Here is a 17,974-nt window from a genome sequence, read left to right as displayed (position 1 = left end):
GTCGAGTGCAGCGGTCAAGTCGCACCGACCGAATGATCCGACCAGTCGACGATGAAGGAGCACGGATGACACCGGCGAGCATCCGCGATGTCGCCCAGCGCGCCGGCGTCTCGGTCGGCACCGTGTCCAACGTGCTCAACCGCCCGGGCGAGGTCTCCGCCGAGTCGGTCCAGCGCGTGCAGCGGGCCATCGAGGAACTCGGCTACGTGCGCAACGACGCCGCCCGAAAGCTCCGCGCCGGCACGAGCACGACCGTGGGCTTCGTCGTCCTCGACGGACAGAACCCCTTCTTCGGCGACGTCGTGCGCGGCGCGGAGGACGAGGCGTCGAAGCACGGCATCGCCATCCTCTACGGCAACACCGACGAGGACGTCGCGCGCGAGCGCATGTACCTCGACCTCTTCGAGGAGCAGCAGGTGCGCGGCGTGCTCATCTCGCCCTACAGCGACATCAACCCGCGGCTCGAGCGGCTGCGGGCGCGCGGCATCCCCGCCGTGCTCGTCGACCGGCTGAGCGGCGACGGGCGATTCAGCTCCGTGTCGGTCGACAGCGTCGTGGGCGGCCGCATGGCGGTCGAGCACCTCATCGAGACGGGGCGTCGGCGCATCGCGTTCGTCGGCGGACCGTTCGAGATCCGGCAGGTCACCGATCGGCTCGCGGGCGCGCGGGTGGCGGTCGAGAACAGCACCGAGCCCGTCGAGATCGAGGTCGTCGCCACGACCGCGCTCACCGTCGCCGAGGGCGCCGCCGCCGGCGCACGCATCCTCTCGCGCCCGCGGCGGGAGTGGCCCGACGCGATCTTCGCCGCGAACGACCTGCTCGCCCTCGGCCTCCAGCAGGCGCTCATCGTCGGCGGCCGCATGCTCGTGCCCGACGACATCGCGCTCATCGGATTCGACGACATCTCGTTCGCCTCGGCGGCGGCCGTGCCCCTGTCGTCGATGCGGCAGCCGAGCGCCGTGATCGGCCGCACTGCCTTGCGGATCCTGCTCGAGGAGACCGCCGATCCCGAGCTGATCCCCCGCCAGACCGTGTTCCTGCCCGAACTGGTCGTCCGCCGCTCGACCGCGGCACGGGGGTCGTCCTCGCCGGCGAAACCGGCGGCGGCCTCGGGGTTCTGAGCGGATTCCGCGACGCGGCCGTCGAGCGGATGCGGCGATGCGGGCGTCGAGCGGATGCGGCGGTGCGGGCGTCGAGCGACCCGCCACCCGCGGCCCGCGACGCCTCAGCCGGCCGGCGGCCGCGTCGAGTCGCGCACGACGAGCTCCGGCTGGAACTCCACCTGCTCGGGCGTGAACCCGTCGCCTGCGTCGGCCTCCCGCAGCAGCAGGTCGACGGCCGTGGACCCGATGAGCGTCGCGGGCTGGCGGATCGACGACAGCGGCACCACGGCCGCGGCCGCGAAGTCGATGTCGTCGTAGCCGATGAGCGCGATGTCCTCGGGCACGCGCACCGACCCGAGCATGATGAGCGCCTGCAGCACGCCGACCGCGAGCAGGTCGTTCGCGGCGAAGATCGCGTCGGGCAGCTCGGAGGCGGGCCGCTGGCGGATCGCCTCGCCCGCCGCCCGCCCCTGCAGCACGGTGAGCGACTCGGTGTCCACGACCTCGAGGGTCACACCGGACGCCTCGGCGACCGCACGGCGTGCTCCCTCGAGCCGGTCGGCGACCTGGCGGATGCTCGTCGGCCCGCCGACGAACGCGATGCGTCGCCGGCCGGTCTCGATGAGGTGCCGCACGGCGAGCGAGCCGCCCACGACGTCGTCGACCGACACCGACGAGATGCTGCGGTCCTCGGACTCCCGGTCGACGAGCACCACGGGCGTGCCGCGCCGGCGCAGGCGTTCGAGCCGCGGCAGGTCGTCGCCGAGCGGCGAGATGAGCACGCCGTGCACGCGCTGCTCCTCGAACAGGTCGAGGTAGGCGTGCTCGCGGTCGACGTTCTCGTCGCTGTTGCCGAGCAGGATCGTCATGCCGTCCTCCGCCGCACGATCCTCCGCGCCGCGGGCGACCTCGGTGAAGAACGGGTTCCGCACGTCGAGCACGACGAGTCCGATCGAGCGGCTGCGGCCGGCGCGCAACTGCCGGGCGGCGTCGTTGCGCACGAACCCGAGCTCCTCGATCGCCGCGAGCACGCGCGCCACGGTCGCCGGGGCGACCTTGTCGGGCCGGTTGAGCACGTTCGACACGGTGCCCACCGACACGGATGCCGCGGCCGCCACCTCGCGCACGCTCACTGCCACGCACGTCCTCCTGTCGTTCCGGTGCGCCTGCCGGTGCCCGGTCCCTCCATGATCGCAGGCCGAGGGTGCGGGAGCCGGAGCCGCACCGTCCGGCTCAGCGGTACTCGGGTGGGAGTGTTCCGTGCAGCCAGGCGAGCTCGTTGTCGCGGATGAACGTGGAGAGCGTCTCGTCGGGGCCGATCGCGGGCCCGAGCCAGTCATCCAGCGCCGCGAGCAGCAGTGCGCCCTCCTCGACGCCCGGCCGCTCCACGAGCGCGCGCCAACGCTCCAGGAACCCGGGCGGCAGGTCGAGGCGCGCGAGCGTCGCGGCGACGTACTTCGGGCCGCGCAGGAGGGTACGGCGCTCGGCGAACGCCGCCCGGGCGGATGCCAGCGCGAGGTGGGTCGCAGCGTGCTGCAACAGGAAGGCGTCGTCGTGGGCTGCCGCCTGCGGCAGGAAGTAGCCGCCGTGGATCCGCGCCTGGGCGACGTGGGCGCACACGCGCAGCTCCCACCCCTCGTCGGGGAGGGTGACGATCGACTCGAGCACAGCCGAGAGGTCGCCGCCGCGCTGGAACGCGACGCGGGCGCCCTCGAACGAGGCCCGCATCGGGTCGTCGCCCGCCTCGGCCGCGGCGGCGAGCACCCCGGGGCTCGCGAGCTTCACGTCGACGTATCCGCCGGGGTAGTCCGCGTCGCGCCGCTCGACCCACGAGAGGCGGTTGCCGGCGAGCGCCGACTCGAACGCGGCGTCGTCGACCACGAGGTAGACGTCGACGTCGGAGTCCGCGCGTTCGGTGCCGCGAGCGACCGAGCCCACGGCGATCACCGCCACGGTGCCCGGGGCAGCTCGCACCGAGTCGACGTAGGCGGCGAGGGCGCGCTCATGGTGTTCCAATCGCGCCGCCTCCCCCTCGGGCGACGGCACGACCCGTCGCGACCGCCGGTTCGCCGACCGAGCCGGGAGCATCCTGCGTCGACCACTCGACCAGCGCGGGCCCGGGCTCGACACGGTCACCGCGCACGAGCGCCGCCCCGGCGGGGATCCGCACCGAGACGCGCTCGGCGTCGGCCCGCACGATGAGATCGCCCACCTGCGTCGGGATCACGACGGCCGCCCAGTCGAGGTCGCCGAGGCGAGGCTCGACCGCGAACCGCGCCCACCCGTCGGCGAGTGGGCGCACGCCGAGCACCGCCTCGGGCAGGATCGCTGCCGGACCGGCGGACCAGGCATGGCAGCGGCTTCGCCCGAAGGGTCGCCCGTACATCGCGAGGTCGTCGCCGCCGGCCGCCCCCTCCTCCCAGAACGTGCCGGGGCCGGCGTCGAGCATGGCGCCCCACGACCGCCGCACCTCGTCAAGGACGGCATCGTGCTCGCCCGCCGCGAGCAGCGCCCGCAGGCGGAACGCCGTCATGAAGGGCGTGCCGGCGGTGCCGCCGCGGATCGCGGTCGCGACGCCCGCCGGCACGCCGTCGGGGTGCAACCCGGCGAGCACCGCGAGGAAATTCGCATACGGCGCCGGCGAGGCGGCGGCGCCGGCATCGAGGTAGTCGACCCAGCGCCCCGCCTCGGCGACCCAGCCGTGCGCGCGCAGCGTGGACTCGAGCACGTCGGCGAGGCGCGCCCATCGTTCCGCGCCGGGATGGCCGGCGCGGTCGAGCAGGCGTGCGGCGCTCCGCAGCGCCCAGCACCAGAGCATCTGCAGTGCCACCGGATCGCGGCCGCCCTCGAGCGCGAGGCCCCAGTCGAGGAACACCGACCCGGGTCCCGAGTCGACGAACCCGCCGCGCTGCGCCGCCGGGCGGAAGACGCCCGCATCGTCGGCGTGCCGCGCCAGGTCGGCCACGAACGCGTCGACCTGCTCGGCCTCGTGCTGCGCGAACGCGGTGTCGCCGAAGTACCGAACGTAGAGGTCGGCGTTCACGACCCACCAGAGCGAGTAGTCGGCGATGCCGTTCACGTACCCGTGCCGGGGACGGCCGAGCGCCACGAGCCCGTCGGCGACGACCTGCGCGTCGCCGAGCGCGAAGGCGTTCGCGAGGGTGCTGAGCGCCTGGTCGCCGGCCCACGGCATGCGGTCGCGCTTGATGCCGTCGATCATGAGTCCCTGGTCGCAGGATCGCAGGGTGTACTGCGCCGTCGCCCAGATCCGGGTGAGGCGCTCGTCGGAGCAGGCGAACGCGCCGGGACGCGTGGCCGGCGCGACCTCGGCGCGCACCGGGACCGGGTCGGGCGCGGCATCCAAGACGACCCGCAGGTACCGGAAGCCGAGCGGATGCCGCGTGGTCCAGCCTCCGCCGGCCACCGGCACGACCTCGTGCCGGGTCTCGAGCTGCGCCTCGGCGGCGAGCGCCTCGGCGACGCTCTCGCCGCTCATGACCACGGGCCGGGGGCCGGGCGGAAGGAGCGGATGCCCGAGCACCGGCGCGCCGAGGTCGAGCACGCCGTCGGGTCCGGGACGGGCGACCACGTCGACCGTGCCGGGCGGGTCGAGGTGCGGCGGGCGCTCGCCGCCCGGCCTCGGCCGGACCGGCAACCACGGCCCGCCGTCGGCGCTGCCCGTCCACTCCGACAGGAGCGCCCCCGACGGGACGCCGATCGCCGGCGCGGCTCCGTGCTCGCCGGTCACCGTGAGCTCGAGCGCGGCGCCCGGCCCCGGAAGCACGAGGTCGAGGCCGCCCACGACGGGGCGGACGGCGATCGCGTCGCCCGCGGCATCCGCTCGCCCCGCCACCCGCACCCGCACGGTGCCGGCGGCCGTCGCGACGGCCCGGAAGTCGACCCGGTTCGCGACCCGGCCGTGATTGCGCGGGTAGTGCACGTGCCGGTTCGCCGCGAAGCCGTCGTCGACGAGCCGGGCGAGGAGGGCGAGCGGGTACTGGTCGGGCCCGTAGACCCAGTCGGTGTCCGAGGCGCGCGGCACCACCGCGGCGTCGTCGAAGGGCTGCGGCGACCGCGCGCGCACCCACCGCCGCAGCTCCGCTGCCGAGCGCGGCGGTCGCTCCTCCACGGTCAGCCCTTCACGGCGCCGGACGTCATGCCGGCGACGATCTGGCGCTGGAAGAAGATGTACATGATGAGCGGCGGGATCGTGATGAGCAGCACGTCGGCGAACAGCAGGTTGTACGAGCTCACCGACTGCGAGATGAAGTTGAACGTCGTCAGCTGCACCGTGGCGTTCTCGTCGCCGGGCAGGAAGTACAGCGCGTATGTGAAGTCGCTGAACACGAACACCGCCTGCACCACGATCACGGTCACGATGACCGAGCGCAGCAGCGGGAAGATCACGCGGAAGAACAGCTTGACCGGCCCCGCGCCGTCGATGATCGCGGCTTCGTCGAGCTCGCGCGGGATCGTCGCGACGAACGCCCGGAACAGCAGGATGCAGAACGAGAGGCCGAACGCGACGTGGACTGCGATCAGGCCCGGCAGCGTCTTGAACAGCTCGAGCCCCTGCAGCACCCAGATCGTGGGCACGACCGCGGGCGGGATGATGAGCCCCGCGAGCACGAGCGAGTTGACGAGCGGGTTCCACCGCGACTTGCGTCGCTGCAGCACGTAGCCCACCATCGCGCCGAGCACCACCATGATCGAGACGGCGCCGACCGTGAGGATCGTGCTGTTCACGAACGCCGTCACCAGCAGGTAGTCGCGGTTCTGCAGCACCGCGACGATGTTGTCGAACAGGACCCACTGCGTCGGCGGGGTGAACTGCAGGGCGGATGCCTCGGCCTGCGTCTTGCCCGCGGTGAAGACGATGAACAGGAACGGCACGACGAACACGAAGAGCGCGAGGGCGATGGCGACGATGCCGCCGCCCCACCGCCAGGCGGTGTTCCTCATGATTCGTCCCCCTTCCGGTTGAGCCACCACGAGAGCGGGAAGATGATGGCGGCCACGACGACGAAGAGCACGACGTTGCCCGCGGTGGAGAGGCCGAAGAACCCGGCCTGGTACTGCTTGTAGATGACCGACGCGAGCACGTCGCTCGTGAATCCGGGGCCACCACCGGTCATCGACCAGATGAGGTCGAACGACCGGAGGCCGCCGATGAGCGAGAGCAGCACGACCGTCACGGTCGCGGGACGCAGCAGCGGCAGCGTGATGTGCCGGAAGGTGCTCCACGCGCTGGCGCCGTCGACCTTCGACGCCTCGAAGTACTCCTGCGGAATGGCGACCATGCCCGCGATGTAGATGAGGGTCGCGAGACCCACGCCCTTCCAGATGTCGACGAGCGCGACCGAGATCAGGGCGAGCGACGGGTCGGTGAGCCAGCCCGGCCCCTGGATGCCGATGGCCGCGAGCGACTCGTTGATCGGGCCGCCGAACGGGTCCATGAGCACCTTGAAGAGGATGCCGACGCCGATCGTGCTCACGAGCACGGGGAAGAAGATGGTCGCCCGCAGGAATCCGCGGCCGATGATCTGCGAGCTCAGGAAGACGCCGAGCAGGAGGCCGAGCACGACCTTCGCGCCCGAGGTGAGGAACGCGTAGATGAACGTGTTGATGAAGCCCTGCACGAGCTGGGGTTCCTGGAAGAACCGCACGAAGTTGTCGAATCCGATGAACTCGACGCTGAAGAGCGTCCACCGGGTGAGCGAGAAGTAGAACGACGCGACCGTCGGGACGAGGAACAGGACGACGTAGAACACGCCGGCCGGGATGAAGAACCACGTGGGGTACGGGCTCTTCATGGGCTTGCGCCTGCCGGGCGACGGAGGCGACGTCGACTCCGTGCCGGTGGCGGGGCGGCCTGGGGCCGTCGTGGTGGTCATGGTGGGTCTCCCGGGGGTGTGGCCGCGGGGCCGGGCCGGTCGGCCCGGCCCCGCGGTTGGATGGTACGGGTTACCAGCCCTCGATGCCGAGCTGCTGGGCCTGCTTCTTGACGTCCTCGTCGTACTGCGCGGCACCGTCGGCGGCCGAGGTGATGCCGGAGCCCACCGCGACCGTGATCTGCTCCAGCGCCGGGCCCTTGATGGGCGAGAGGAACTCGAGGGCGAGGTTGGTCTTGCCCTCGTCGAAGTACGGCTGCATGTCGGAGATCATGGCGGGCACGTCCTCCGGCAGGTCGCAGCCCTCGACGACGAACGGTCCCTGCGGCGCCGTCGACTCCGACTGGATGTCGCAGCTCGCGGGCGTGGCCACGAAGTCGAGGAACTTCTTGGCGGCCTCGAGCTTGTCGCCCTCGGTCGACTTCGGGATGTAGACGCCGCCCGGCATCCACACGGTCAGGCCGTTCGTGTCGGCGTCGGGACCGGGCAGCGGGAAGGTGCCCACGACGTCCGCGGCGTCGGGGTTCGACGTCATGAGCTGGCTCGCCGCGAAGGTCAGCATCGGGTACTGCGCACCCGCACCGGTCGCGACCATCGACACGCCGTCGTTGTAGGTCGCCGAGGCGAAGTCCTCGTTGAAGAGGCCCTTCTCGAACGCCTCCTGCAGGTGCTCGAAGCCCGCGAACGCCGGCTGGTCGACGTACTTCGCCTTGTTGTTCGTGTAGTCGTCGGCCCAGTTCGGGTCTTCTGCGAGCACGTTGTTGAAGTCGCCGAGCACGAAGAGCTGCGAGGTCCAGGTGTCGCCGTAGGTCTGCACGATCGGCGCGGCCGTGCCGGCCTGCTTGATCGCCTCGCTGTTGGCGATGAACTCGTCCCAGGTCGTCGGGATCTCGAGTCCGAGCTGCTCGTAGATGTCCTTGTTGTAGAGCACCGCGCCGGCCATCGACTGGCCGAGGGGCACGCCGTAGACGCCATTGTCGGTGGACACCGTCTTCACGAAGTTCTCGTCGAGCTTGTCGACCCAGCCCTGGTCGTCGAGGTTGACCATCGTGTCGTCGGGGCTGAGCGCCTGGAAGAGCGAGCCCGAGTTGTAGGAGAAGAGGTCGTCCATCTCGCCGGTGGCGAGGCGGGTCTTGACGAGGTTGTCGCCATCCGCGCCCTGGGGGCGGGTCTGGACCTCGATCGAGATGTCGGGGTTGTCGGCCTCGAACGCGTCGACCAGCGCCTGGGCGGTGACGACCGTCGCCTCGCCGTTGTCGACCAGCCAGGTGAGGGACACCGTTCCGTCGGAGGAGCCGGAGTCTCCGCCGGCGCTGCAGCCGGCGAGGGCGAGCGACAGGGCGATGCCGCCTGCGCCGAGGGCGACGATCGAACGTCGTGGGGTACGGGGAACCATGTTCTTTACCTCCATGTAAAGCAACTTCGCTGTTGAGTGCTCCGAATGGTCTCGGTGCGGTGGCGACGCCCACGTTACGAGCGTCGGAGAAACTTTGTCAACCGATCTACACAATTTCTTTGAAACGATTTACGATCGATGGCGACGGGTGTCGTAGATCGATCTATGCAGGAACGATCGAGCGTGTATCGTGACACCGAGTCGAGGTTCCGACATCGACGGCGAGAGGGGGAGATCGTGACCGCACTGCGCGCAGCCACCATCGAAGACGTGGCACGCCGAGCCGGCGTGTCACGCGCCGCGGTCTCCAAGGTCATCCGCAACGCGTACGGCGTGAGCCCCGCGATGCGCGAGCGCGTCAACGCCGCCATCGAGGCCCTCGACTACCGACCGCGCGTCGCCGCGCGGGCCATGCGCGGGTCGAGCTTCACGATCGGAATCGAGCTTCCGCACATCGGCAACCCGTTCTTCACCAAGATCGTCGCCGGTGCGACCGCCGCGCTCACCGGCACCGAGTACCAGCTCATCATCGCCCCCGCCGACGTCGACGGCGAGGAGGGCGTGCGGGCCATCGGCGCCCTCGCCGACCGGCAGGTCGACGGCATCATCGCGATCTCACCCCTCGTCGCACCCGAGTGGCTCGAGCGGCTCGCCGCGCGGGTGCCGGTCGTCATGCTCGGCCGCCACGACCGGTCGGTCGCCTACGACACCGTGACCGGCGACGACGCCGAAGGCACGCGTCTGGTCATGGAGCATCTGCTCGGCCTCGGCCATCGCCGCATCGTGCACCTGACCCGCAGCGAAGAGGTCACGCGGCCCGGTTCCGGCAATCCGCATGCGATACGCCTCGAGCGGTACCTCGCCCACATGCACGACGCCGGACTCGACGACTGCATCCGGGTCGTGCGCACCGGCCTCGACGAGGAGTCGGCGAGGCTCGACACGCGCGCGCTGCTCGACGCGGAGACGCCGACGGCCATCTTCGTGGGCAACGACGAGCTGGCCCTCGGCACGCTTCGCGCGCTGAACGATCACGGGCTCTCCCCGGCCGAGGTGTCGGTGGTCGGCTACGACGACGTCGACATCGCAAGCTACCCGGCCATCTCGCTGACGACCGTGAACCAGTCGGGCGAGGCCATGGGCGAGCGAGCCGTCCGCCTCCTCCTCGAACGCATCCAGGGCCGCACCGAGCCGACGCACTTCTCCGTCGAACCCACGCTCAAGGTGCGCGGGTCGACGCAGCCCGTCCCTCCGGAACCCGCACCCTGACCCCATCGGCAACCCGCTCGCGCCGTCCATCGACGCGAGCAGATCCCTCGACTCCAGCCGGCGCCGCCGGCGCCACCACGAAAGGACAACGGATGTCCCCCCACCTGCCTGCTCCCACGACCGTCGACCCCGGCGCGCGGGTCGTCGCACTGCGCACCCAGTACCCCGAGGAACTGCTCGGGGTGCCCGGCACCGGCCTGCGGCTGACCTGGCGTGCGTCTGCGGCATCCGCCCAGCTCGGCTACCAGTTGCGCTGGAGCGGCGACGTCGACGGCGCCGCCGAGCCGGTCGCGTCGGGCGATTCGATCGGCGTCCCCGCCCCCGGCCCCGCCCTCGGCTCCGGCGCGACGCGCCGGTACTCGGTGCGCATCGCCACCGCCGACGGCTGGTCGGACTGGAGCGAGGAGCTCCTGGTCGAGGCCGCCGTCGACCCGGCCGAACTCGAGGCGCGCCCGATCGGCGGGACCGAGCCCGTCGAAGGTCCCGTGATGCTACTGCGCACGGATGTCGCGCTGCCCGCCGAACCCGTGACGGCCCGACTGCGCGCCACCTTCTGGGGCGTGGGCGAGCTGCGGATCAACGGCCGCCGGGCGACCGACGAGCACCTCGCGCCCGGATGGACCGCGTACCGGCACCGCATCGTGCTGGGCACCTGGGACGTGACCGACCTGCTGCACGCCGGCGACAACACCCTCGGCGCCCTGCTCGGCGACGGCTGGTATCGAGGCCGGCTCGGCTGGGAGGACGGCACGGAGCAGTACGGCACCAAGCTCGCGGCGCTCGTGCAGCTCGACGTCGAGTGCGCCGACGGATCGCACGTTCGGGTCGCGAGCTCGCCCGAGTGGACGACGTCGACCGGCGGCATCCGCTCGGCGAGCCTCTACGACGGCGTGGAGATCGATCTCCGCGCCGAGCCCGACGGCTGGGACGCGCCGGGCTTCGGTGCCGCCGGCTGGGCGCCCGCACGCGAGATCGCGATCGACACGACGGTCGTCGAGCCGCGCATCAACGGCGGGGTGCGCACGGTCGGCGAGTGGGCCGCCACCCTCGAGGACCGTGGCGACCGCACCTTCATCGACGCCGGCCAGAACATCGCGGGCTGGCTGCGCCTCGTCGTGCGGGGCTCGGCCGGCGACCGCGTCGAGGTGCGGCACGCCGAGGTGCTCGAACCCGACGGGTCGATCCACACCAGGTCGCTGCGCACGGCGCGCGCGACGGACGGGTACGTGCTCGCCCACGACGGCGAGACCACGCTCGAGCCGACCTTCACGTTCCACGGCTTCCAGTACGCCGAGGTGACCGGCGCCGAGGTGGTGTCGGCGACGGCGGTCGCCGTATCGAGCGCCGACCTCCCGCGTTCCTCCTTCGCGAGCGCCGACCCGCGCCTCGAGCGACTGCACTCCAACGTCGCCTGGTCGCAGCGCGACAACTTCGTCTCGCTCCCCACCGACTGCCCGCAGCGCGACGAGCGACTGGGCTGGACCGGCGACGCGCAGGCCTTCGCGCCGACCGCCTCGACGCTCTTCGACGTCGAGGCGTTCTGGATGTCGTGGCTGCGCGACGTCGAGCTCGACCAGGATGCCGACGGCGCGGTCGCCGCGGTCGTGCCGAACATCCTGACGGATCCCGAGGTTCCGGCGGAGGGCGAATGGGTCACCATGGGCCGCGCCGGCTGGGCGGATGCCGCGACCATCGTGCCGTGGGCGGTCTACGAGTCGTACGGCAGCACCGAGGTGCTCGAGCGCCAGCTCGACTCGATGCGGCGCTGGGTCGACAGCCTCGAGCGGCGTGCCGGAGGGCGCGGCCTTCTGCCGACCGAGTTCCAGTTCGGCGACTGGCTCGACCCCGACGCGCCCGGCGACCAGCCCTGGGCGGCGAAGGTCTCGTCGGACTTCGTCGCGAACGCGTTCTTCGCGCGGAGCGCGCGGCTGCTCGCCGATGCCGAGCGCCTGGTCGGCGACCCCGAGCGCGGCGAGCGAGCGGCCCGCCTCGCCGAACGGGTCGCCCGCGACACCTGGGCCGAGTGGGGCGAAGCCGCCGTCGACACGCAGACGGGTGCCGCCATCGCCCTCGAGTTCGAGATCGCGCCCGCGGCGGAGCGCCAGCGCATCGCCGACGGACTCGCCCGCAACGTGCGAGCCGAGCAGGGACGGATCGCGACGGGCTTCCTCGGCACGCCGCTCGTGCTGTTCGCGCTCGCGCACACCGGCCACGTCGACGAGGCCTACCTCATGCTGCTGCGCCAGGCACCGCCCTCCTGGCTCTACCAGGTGGAGATGGGCGCGACCACGGTGTGGGAGCGCTGGGACGCCCTGGCACCCGACGGCACCATCCACTCGGGCGAGATGGCCACCGACGACAGCTCGGGCATGCTCTCGTTCAACCACTACGCGTACGGCGCCGTGATCGACTGGGTCTACCGCCACGTCGCGGGCATCGCGCCGACCGTCGACCGGCCGGGCTACCGACACATCGTGGTCGCGCCGCGACCGACCGTGTCGATCCCGTGGGCTCGCGCCTCGGTCGAGTCGCGGCTCGGCGAGGTGGCGATCGACTGGCGCATCGCGGGCGACGACCTCGAGATCGAGCTCCAGGTGCCGTTCGGTGCCGAGGCGGAGCTCGACCTCCCGGTCACGGACGCGTCGACGGTGACCGTCGACGGCGCTCCCTCGGGGGGCGACCTCGTCGGCCCGGGGTCGCACCGGATCGTCGTCACCGCGGCGCGGATCGCCCAGCCGGCCGCGGCCGAAGCCCTGCGCGGCTGATCCCAGGGGGCGGCGCGCGTGTCTCCGTCGCCGTCCCCCGCGGCCCGAGTCCCCCGGGAGCGGACTACGCAGGCGGGGTGGCCGTGGGCCGACCCACCGTGCTCTCGCGGATGTGCAGCGACGGCCCGATCGTGATCGTCTCGTGGACGTGACCGGCCGGGTCGTCGATCTCGTCGAGCAGGAGGTCGACGGCGTGCTCGCCGAGCGCCTCGCCCCGCAGCGACACCGAGCTGAGCGGGATCGCACCGCCCCAGGCAGCCGTGTTGTGATCGCAGCCCATGACTCGGATGTCGTCGGGCACCCGGATCCCCTGGGCCGTGAGCCGGCTGATGATGGTCATCGCGAGCATGTCGGTGACCGCCAGCACGGCGTCGGGTCGCTCGTCGCGGTCCAGCGCTGCGAGGCGCGAACCCATCCGATCGCCGTACTCGGGCTCGAGGCCGTCCACCGGGTACTCGACGACCTCGACGGGCACCGCTGACTCACGTGCGGCACGGTGGGCACCCTCGACGCGGAGTTCGACCGGCTGGAGGTCGCGCCGTCCCGCGACGATGCCGAGGCGGCGGGCTCCGCATTCGATCAGGTGTCGCACGGCGAGGAACCCCGCCTGCTCGTTGTCCACGAGCACCCGGCAGACGTTCGCCTCGGCGGGATCGTGGTTGACGATCACGACCGGCCGGCCGTGGCTGCGCAGACGGTCCACGCTTTCGGGGGCGTCGTGCATGGGGGCGAGGATGAGTCCCGAGACCTGCGCCGCGTCGAAGAAGCGAAGATGCTCCGCCTGCTGCTCGACGTCACTGTCGCTGCTGCCCACCTGCAGGCTGTAGCCGCGGCCGCGTGCACGGCGCTGCGCACCGCGCGCGATGTCGACGAAGAGCGAGTTCTTGAGGTCGAACACGACCAGGCCGATGGAATCGGTGGTTCCGACGACGAGCGCCCGCGCGTTCCGGTTGGGCGTGAATCCGAGTTCGGAGATCGCGGCTTCGACGCGAGTGCGCGTGCTCGCCGCCACGCGAGTCGGATGGTTGAGCACGTTGGAGACGGTCGAGAGGGACACGCCGGCGAGCCGCGCGACATCCGACAGCTTGCTCGGCGACTCCGCCGGCGTTCGCCTCCGCATAGGAGGATCGTATCCGCGACATCCGCGGGATCGCGTCGACCGGCCACGTCGAGGACCCCCCGGACGTGTGGGTCGGGGGAACGGGCGAACCCGCTCCCCCGACCCGTCGCCGCTACTTGATGGCGAACGAGGTCGACACGTCGACGTCGGACGAGCCGCCGACGGCCACGCCGTACGTGCCGGCCGCCGTCGACCAGTCGCCGGCCTCGGTATTCCAGTACTCGAGGAGGTGCAAGTCCGCGAGGTCCTCCGGCGAGAGCGCGATCGTCACGTTCGCGTGCTCACCTGGCTGCAGCGTCACCTTCTGCCAGCCGACGAGACGGGTGCCGGGAGCGCCCGTGGAGCCCGGGAGCGCCACGTAGGCCTGGGCGGTCTCGGTGCCGGCACGATCGCCGGTGTTGGTGACCCGGAAGCTGATCCGGATCTCCTTGGCGCCGTCGGTCGACTTGGGCGTCACCTGCACCTTGTCGTACGCGAAGGTCGTGTAGGTGAGGCCGTGGCCGAACGCGAACAGCGGATCGATGCCCTGCGCCTGGTACCACTTGTAACCGACCTCGAGGCCTTCGGAGTACAAGACCTGCCGGATCTCGGTCGTGCCCGCCGGCCGCGTCGTCGAGCCGTCGGAGAAGATGCCCGGGTACTGCGCGGACGTCTGCGTCGGCAGGTCGGCCGTGCTGCGCGGGAAGGTCATGGGCAGCTTGCCGGTCGGCGCCGTGTCGCCGAACAGCAGCGACGCGATCGCCGGACCCTGCTGCTCGCCGCCGTACCACGTCTCGAGCACCGCCTGCACGCCGCCGAGCCACGGCATCTCCACCGCGCTGCCCGTCTGCAGGACGACCACCGTGTTCGGGTTCGCCTGCTCGACCGCCTGGATGAGCGCATCGCCGCCGCCCTGCAGGTGCAGGTCGGGGATGTCGCTGAACTCGCCCATGCGCTGGTAGCCGACCACGACGGCCACGTCGGCGCTCGCGGCCGCGGCTGCCGCCGACTGCAGGTCCTGTCCGTTGTTCCAGACGACGGATGCACCGACCTCGGCGGCCCGTTCGGTCAGCGCCGTCTCGGCGGAGACCACGTCCTCGCACGGCAGCGTGTTCCGCGGCGGCGCCGCGGGGTTGAACCGGAGCGTGAGGCTGCACACCGAGATCGCGCTCACGGGCTGCCCGGAGACGGTCGTCGGGGTGCTCGACGCGGTCGGCCCGATGAGGGCGATCGTCTGCCCCTCGGTGGCCGCGAGCGGCAGCACCCCGTCGTTCTTGAGCAGCACGCTGCCCTCCTCCGCGATGCGCAGCGCGACGGCTTCGCCCGAGGGGGTGGATGCCTCGGTGGCCGCGATGGCCGGCAGCGGGTGGTCGAAGAGCCCGCCGTCGATGTAGGACTTGACCACCGTGAAGGCCGCCTCGTCGATCCGCTCCTGCGTGATCTCGCCGGCGGCGAGTGCCGCGTCGAGCTTCTCGGGCGTGAAGTAGATCGGCCGGTTGAGCTCTTGGTCGAGGCCGTTCATGAGCGACGCCGCCGTGGAGTGCACGGATCCGAAGTCCGACATGATGAATCCCTCGAAGCCGTTGTCGGCTTTGAGCACGTCCTTCATGAGCGGGCTCTCGCAGATGTAGACGCCGTTGACCTGGTTGAAGGCGCACATCACGCTCTCGGGATCGCTCCGCTTGACGGCGATCTCGTACGGCAGCGCGTAGACCTCGCGCAGCGTGCGCTCGTCCATGTTGGACGAGCTCGTCTGCCGGTCGAGCTCCTGCTCGTTCGCGAGGTAGTGCTTGACGTCGGAGATGACCTTGCCGCTCGATTCGATCCCCTCGATGGACTCCGCACCGAGGAGGCCGCTGAGCAGCGAGTCCTCGCCGAAGTACTCGGGAGTGCGGCCGGCCAGGGGCGTGCGACCGCTCGCGATGCCCGGCGCCAGGATCAGGTTCTTGCGCTTCGCGAACGCCTCCTCCGCCTGCTGGACGCCCTTGTCGTAGGCGAGGTCGAGATCCCACGTCGACGCGAGCGCGAGTTGCGACGGGAAGTCGGTCACGCCGGCCGAGCGAACCGCCTCGGGGCCGTCGGTGTAGACGATGGTGGGCGTGCAGGGCACCTGAACGGGGTAGACGACCGGGTTCTCCCCCGCCCTGCCGGGCGCCCAGTCGGTGCGCGCCGGCGTGACCGCGGGCTGTTCCACCAGCCAGCGGTACTTCTGGTGCTGGCTGCTCGCGTCGAGCAGGGCCGTCGCGCGTTCCGCGGACGACGCACCGGTGTCCATCCAGGGGACGGTCGAGCAGTCGGTCTCGGCCGCGACCGCGGACGGCACGGCGACCGCGCCCATCAACAGCGCGAGACCGGCTGAGACGACGGCGACGGCCATGCCGCCACGTCGTCGATGCAGGGGGATAGTGCGTGACTTCACCATTGCAGCGCCTCTCCTTCGAGGATCGTGAACTGGGAGTGCGGGCCCGCGGTGGCGAACTTACGGGAGCCGTTCGCCAGCGGTCAAGGAGAAATTGCAACGTTTTATAAAACTCGTGGATCGGTCTACGATCGGGCGGTCGGGCACTGTCGGGACCGCGGCCCTGCGATGGCTCCGAGACGATCGGGGACGATCCGGGAGGGTCGGGAGAGCCGCGGCACCCGCGACCGAGTCCGCCCCGCGCACCCGATTCACCCGGAATCGCGGGACGGCACGCCCTTCCACTTGCGGATCACCCTCGATCCGTTCTACTCTTGAAACGATTCATACGACGGACAGGAGAGCTCGACGATGAGCACAGGCACCACCGAGCGGGTGTGCTTCCAGCTGCAGGTCGATCCCGACCGGCTCGCGGAGTACCGCGACCGCCACGCCGCCGTCTGGCCCGACATGCTGCGGGCGATCGAGGCGTCCGGCCGCCGCAACTACTCGCTCTTCCTCCGCGACGACGGGCTCCTCATCGGCTACTACGAGGTCGACGACGACGAGGCGGCCCAGGCGTCGCTCGCGAACGACCCGCGCACCGCGCCGTGGGAGGCCGAGATGGCCGGGTTCTTCGTGGCGCTCGACGGCGCGCGCCCCGACCAGGGCGCCCCGCGACTGCCCGAGGTGTTCCACCTCGAGGACCAGCTGGCTGCACTCCGCGACGACGCGGCATCCGCCACCGCCCCCGAGGCCGCCGCACCCGAGGCCGCCGCACCCGGCATCGCCGCACCCGGCGCCACCGCCCCCGAGACCACCGCACCCGGCGCAGGCGCCGGCCCCGCGGCATCCGACCCCACCAGCACAGAAAGCAGCGCATCGTGAGCACCCTTCCCGACACCGTCCTCAGCGAGCTCGAGCTCCAGGCCATCGAACTGCCGAGCTGGGCGTTCGGCAACTCGGGCACCCGTTTCAAGGTGTTCGGCACCCCCGGCACCCCGCGCGACCCGTTCGAGAAGATCGCGGATGCCGCGCAGGTCAACACGTACACCGCGCTCGCGCCGACCGTGGCGCTGCACATCCCGTGGGACAAGGTCGAGGACTACGACGTGCTGCGCAAGCACGCCGAAGACCTCGGCGTCGCCCTCGGCACGATCAACTCGAACACCTTCCAGGACGACGACTACAAGTTCGGCGCCCTCACCCACGAAGACGCGGCCGTGCGACGGAAGGCCATCGACCACCACTTCGAGTGCATCGACATCATGCACGCGACCGGCAGCCGCGACCTGAAGATCTGGCTCGCCGAGGGCTCGAACTACCCCGGACAGGCCGACCTGCGCGGCCGCCAGGACCGCCTCAACGAGTCGCTGCGAACGATCTACGAACGCCTCGGCGACGACCAGCGCCTCGTGCTCGAGTACAAGTTCTTCGAGCCCGCGTTCTACCACACCGACGTTCCCGACTGGGGCACGAGCTACGCCCAGGTCTCGACCCTCGGCGACAAGGCGATGGTCTGCCTCGACACCGGCCACCACGCCCCCGGCACGAACATCGAGTTCATCGTCATGCAGCTCCTGCGCCTGGGCAAGCTCGGCTCGTTCGACTTCAACTCCCGCTTCTACGCCGACGACGACCTCATCGTGGGCGCGGCCGACCCGTTCCAGCTGTTCCGCATCCTCTTCGAGGTCGCCCGCGGCGGCGGGCTCAACAACCCCGACGTCGCCTTCATGCTCGACCAGTGCCACAACGTCGAGGACAAGATCCCCGGCCAGATCCGCTCCGTGCTCAACGTGCAGGAGATGACCGCCCGGGCCCTGCTCGTCGACGCCGAGGCGCTGCGCGCCGCGCAGGTGTCGGGCGACGTGCTCGCCGCCAACGCGGTGTTCATGGACGCGTTCTACACCGACGTGCGTCCGGCGCTCGCCGAGTGGCGCGAGTCGCGCGGCCTGCCCGCCGACCCGATGGCGGCGTTCGCGGCATCCGGGTACCTGCAGCAGATCGCGGCCGACCGCGTCGGCGGCGTGCAGGCGGGCTGGGGCGCCTGAGC

The 17,974-nt window shown here is 71.4% G+C and carries 13 protein-coding genes; 5 read left to right on the top strand and 8 right to left on the bottom strand.

The window, feature by feature from the left end:
• The first annotated feature begins 65 nt into the window (after window positions 1-65).
• A complete protein-coding gene (locus EDM22_RS03045) occupies window positions 66-1,121 on the top strand; it encodes a LacI family DNA-binding transcriptional regulator (RefSeq protein ID WP_122935568.1) in 1,056 nt (351 codons plus the stop codon).
• 104 nt (window positions 1,122-1,225) lie between these two features.
• Here EDM22_RS03045 and EDM22_RS03040 read toward each other — a convergent pair whose 3' ends face one another.
• The 6 genes from EDM22_RS03040 to EDM22_RS03015 form a co-directional block, all read right to left on the bottom strand.
• Window positions 1,226-2,242 (bottom strand): LacI family DNA-binding transcriptional regulator, encoded by a 1,017-nt coding sequence (locus tag EDM22_RS03040; RefSeq protein ID WP_212591877.1) that lies wholly within the window; start codon window positions 2,240-2,242, stop codon window positions 1,226-1,228.
• Window positions 2,243-2,336: 94 nt separating this feature from the next.
• Window positions 2,337-3,119: a nucleotidyltransferase domain-containing protein gene (locus EDM22_RS03035; protein WP_170963987.1), complete on the bottom strand. Its 783-nt coding sequence runs from the start codon at window positions 3,117-3,119 to the stop codon at window positions 2,337-2,339.
• Window positions 3,106-5,232, bottom strand: a complete 2,127-nt coding sequence (locus EDM22_RS03030; RefSeq protein WP_122935565.1) for an alpha-L-rhamnosidase-related protein — start codon at window positions 5,230-5,232, stop codon at window positions 3,106-3,108. The genes EDM22_RS03035 and EDM22_RS03030 overlap by 14 nt, the downstream gene beginning before the upstream one ends.
• Window positions 5,233-5,234: 2 nt before the next feature.
• Window positions 5,235-6,065 (bottom strand): carbohydrate ABC transporter permease, encoded by an 831-nt coding sequence (locus EDM22_RS03025; protein WP_122935564.1) that lies wholly within the window; start codon window positions 6,063-6,065, stop codon window positions 5,235-5,237.
• Complete coding sequence (locus EDM22_RS03020) at window positions 6,062-6,997, bottom strand: carbohydrate ABC transporter permease (RefSeq protein WP_122935563.1); 936 nt, start codon at window positions 6,995-6,997, stop codon at window positions 6,062-6,064. The genes EDM22_RS03025 and EDM22_RS03020 overlap by 4 nt, the downstream gene beginning before the upstream one ends.
• A gap of 70 nt (window positions 6,998-7,067) precedes the next feature.
• Window positions 7,068-8,390, bottom strand: a complete 1,323-nt coding sequence (locus EDM22_RS03015; RefSeq protein ID WP_122935562.1) for an ABC transporter substrate-binding protein — start codon at window positions 8,388-8,390, stop codon at window positions 7,068-7,070.
• Between the two features lie 237 nt (window positions 8,391-8,627).
• Between EDM22_RS03015 and EDM22_RS03010 the strand changes: the two genes are divergently transcribed.
• Window positions 8,628-9,659, top strand: a complete 1,032-nt coding sequence (locus EDM22_RS03010) for a LacI family DNA-binding transcriptional regulator (protein ID WP_245989141.1) — start codon at window positions 8,628-8,630, stop codon at window positions 9,657-9,659.
• A 92-nt stretch (window positions 9,660-9,751) separates the two neighbouring features.
• On the top strand, window positions 9,752-12,424 hold the full coding sequence (locus EDM22_RS03005; protein WP_122935560.1) for an alpha-L-rhamnosidase: 2,673 nt from the start codon (window positions 9,752-9,754) through the stop codon (window positions 12,422-12,424).
• Window positions 12,425-12,488: 64 nt separating this feature from the next.
• Here EDM22_RS03005 and EDM22_RS03000 read toward each other — a convergent pair whose 3' ends face one another.
• Together EDM22_RS03000 and EDM22_RS02995 are read right to left on the bottom strand one after the other, a co-directional pair.
• On the bottom strand, window positions 12,489-13,544 hold the full coding sequence (locus EDM22_RS03000; RefSeq protein WP_122935559.1) for a LacI family DNA-binding transcriptional regulator: 1,056 nt from the start codon (window positions 13,542-13,544) through the stop codon (window positions 12,489-12,491).
• A gap of 112 nt (window positions 13,545-13,656) precedes the next feature.
• Window positions 13,657-15,942, bottom strand: a complete 2,286-nt coding sequence (locus tag EDM22_RS02995) for a beta-glucosidase family protein (RefSeq protein WP_212591876.1) — start codon at window positions 15,940-15,942, stop codon at window positions 13,657-13,659.
• Between the two features lie 351 nt (window positions 15,943-16,293).
• Between EDM22_RS02995 and EDM22_RS02990 the strand changes: the two genes are divergently transcribed.
• Both EDM22_RS02990 and rhaI read left to right on the top strand, forming a co-directional pair.
• Complete coding sequence (locus tag EDM22_RS02990; protein ID WP_122935558.1) at window positions 16,294-16,809, top strand: L-rhamnose mutarotase; 516 nt, start codon at window positions 16,294-16,296, stop codon at window positions 16,807-16,809.
• Window positions 16,806-17,972, top strand: coding sequence for an L-rhamnose isomerase (gene rhaI / locus EDM22_RS02985; RefSeq protein WP_122935557.1), 1,167 nt, complete (start codon window positions 16,806-16,808; stop codon window positions 17,970-17,972). The genes EDM22_RS02990 and rhaI overlap by 4 nt, the downstream gene beginning before the upstream one ends.
• Window positions 17,973-17,974: the final 2 nt, after the last annotated feature.

Origin of the sequence: Agromyces tardus (assembly GCF_003710805.1) — a bacterium.
GTDB lineage: Bacteria > Actinomycetota > Actinomycetes > Actinomycetales > Microbacteriaceae > Agromyces > Agromyces tardus.
This window is presented reverse-complemented; position numbering and strand designations above follow the sequence as displayed.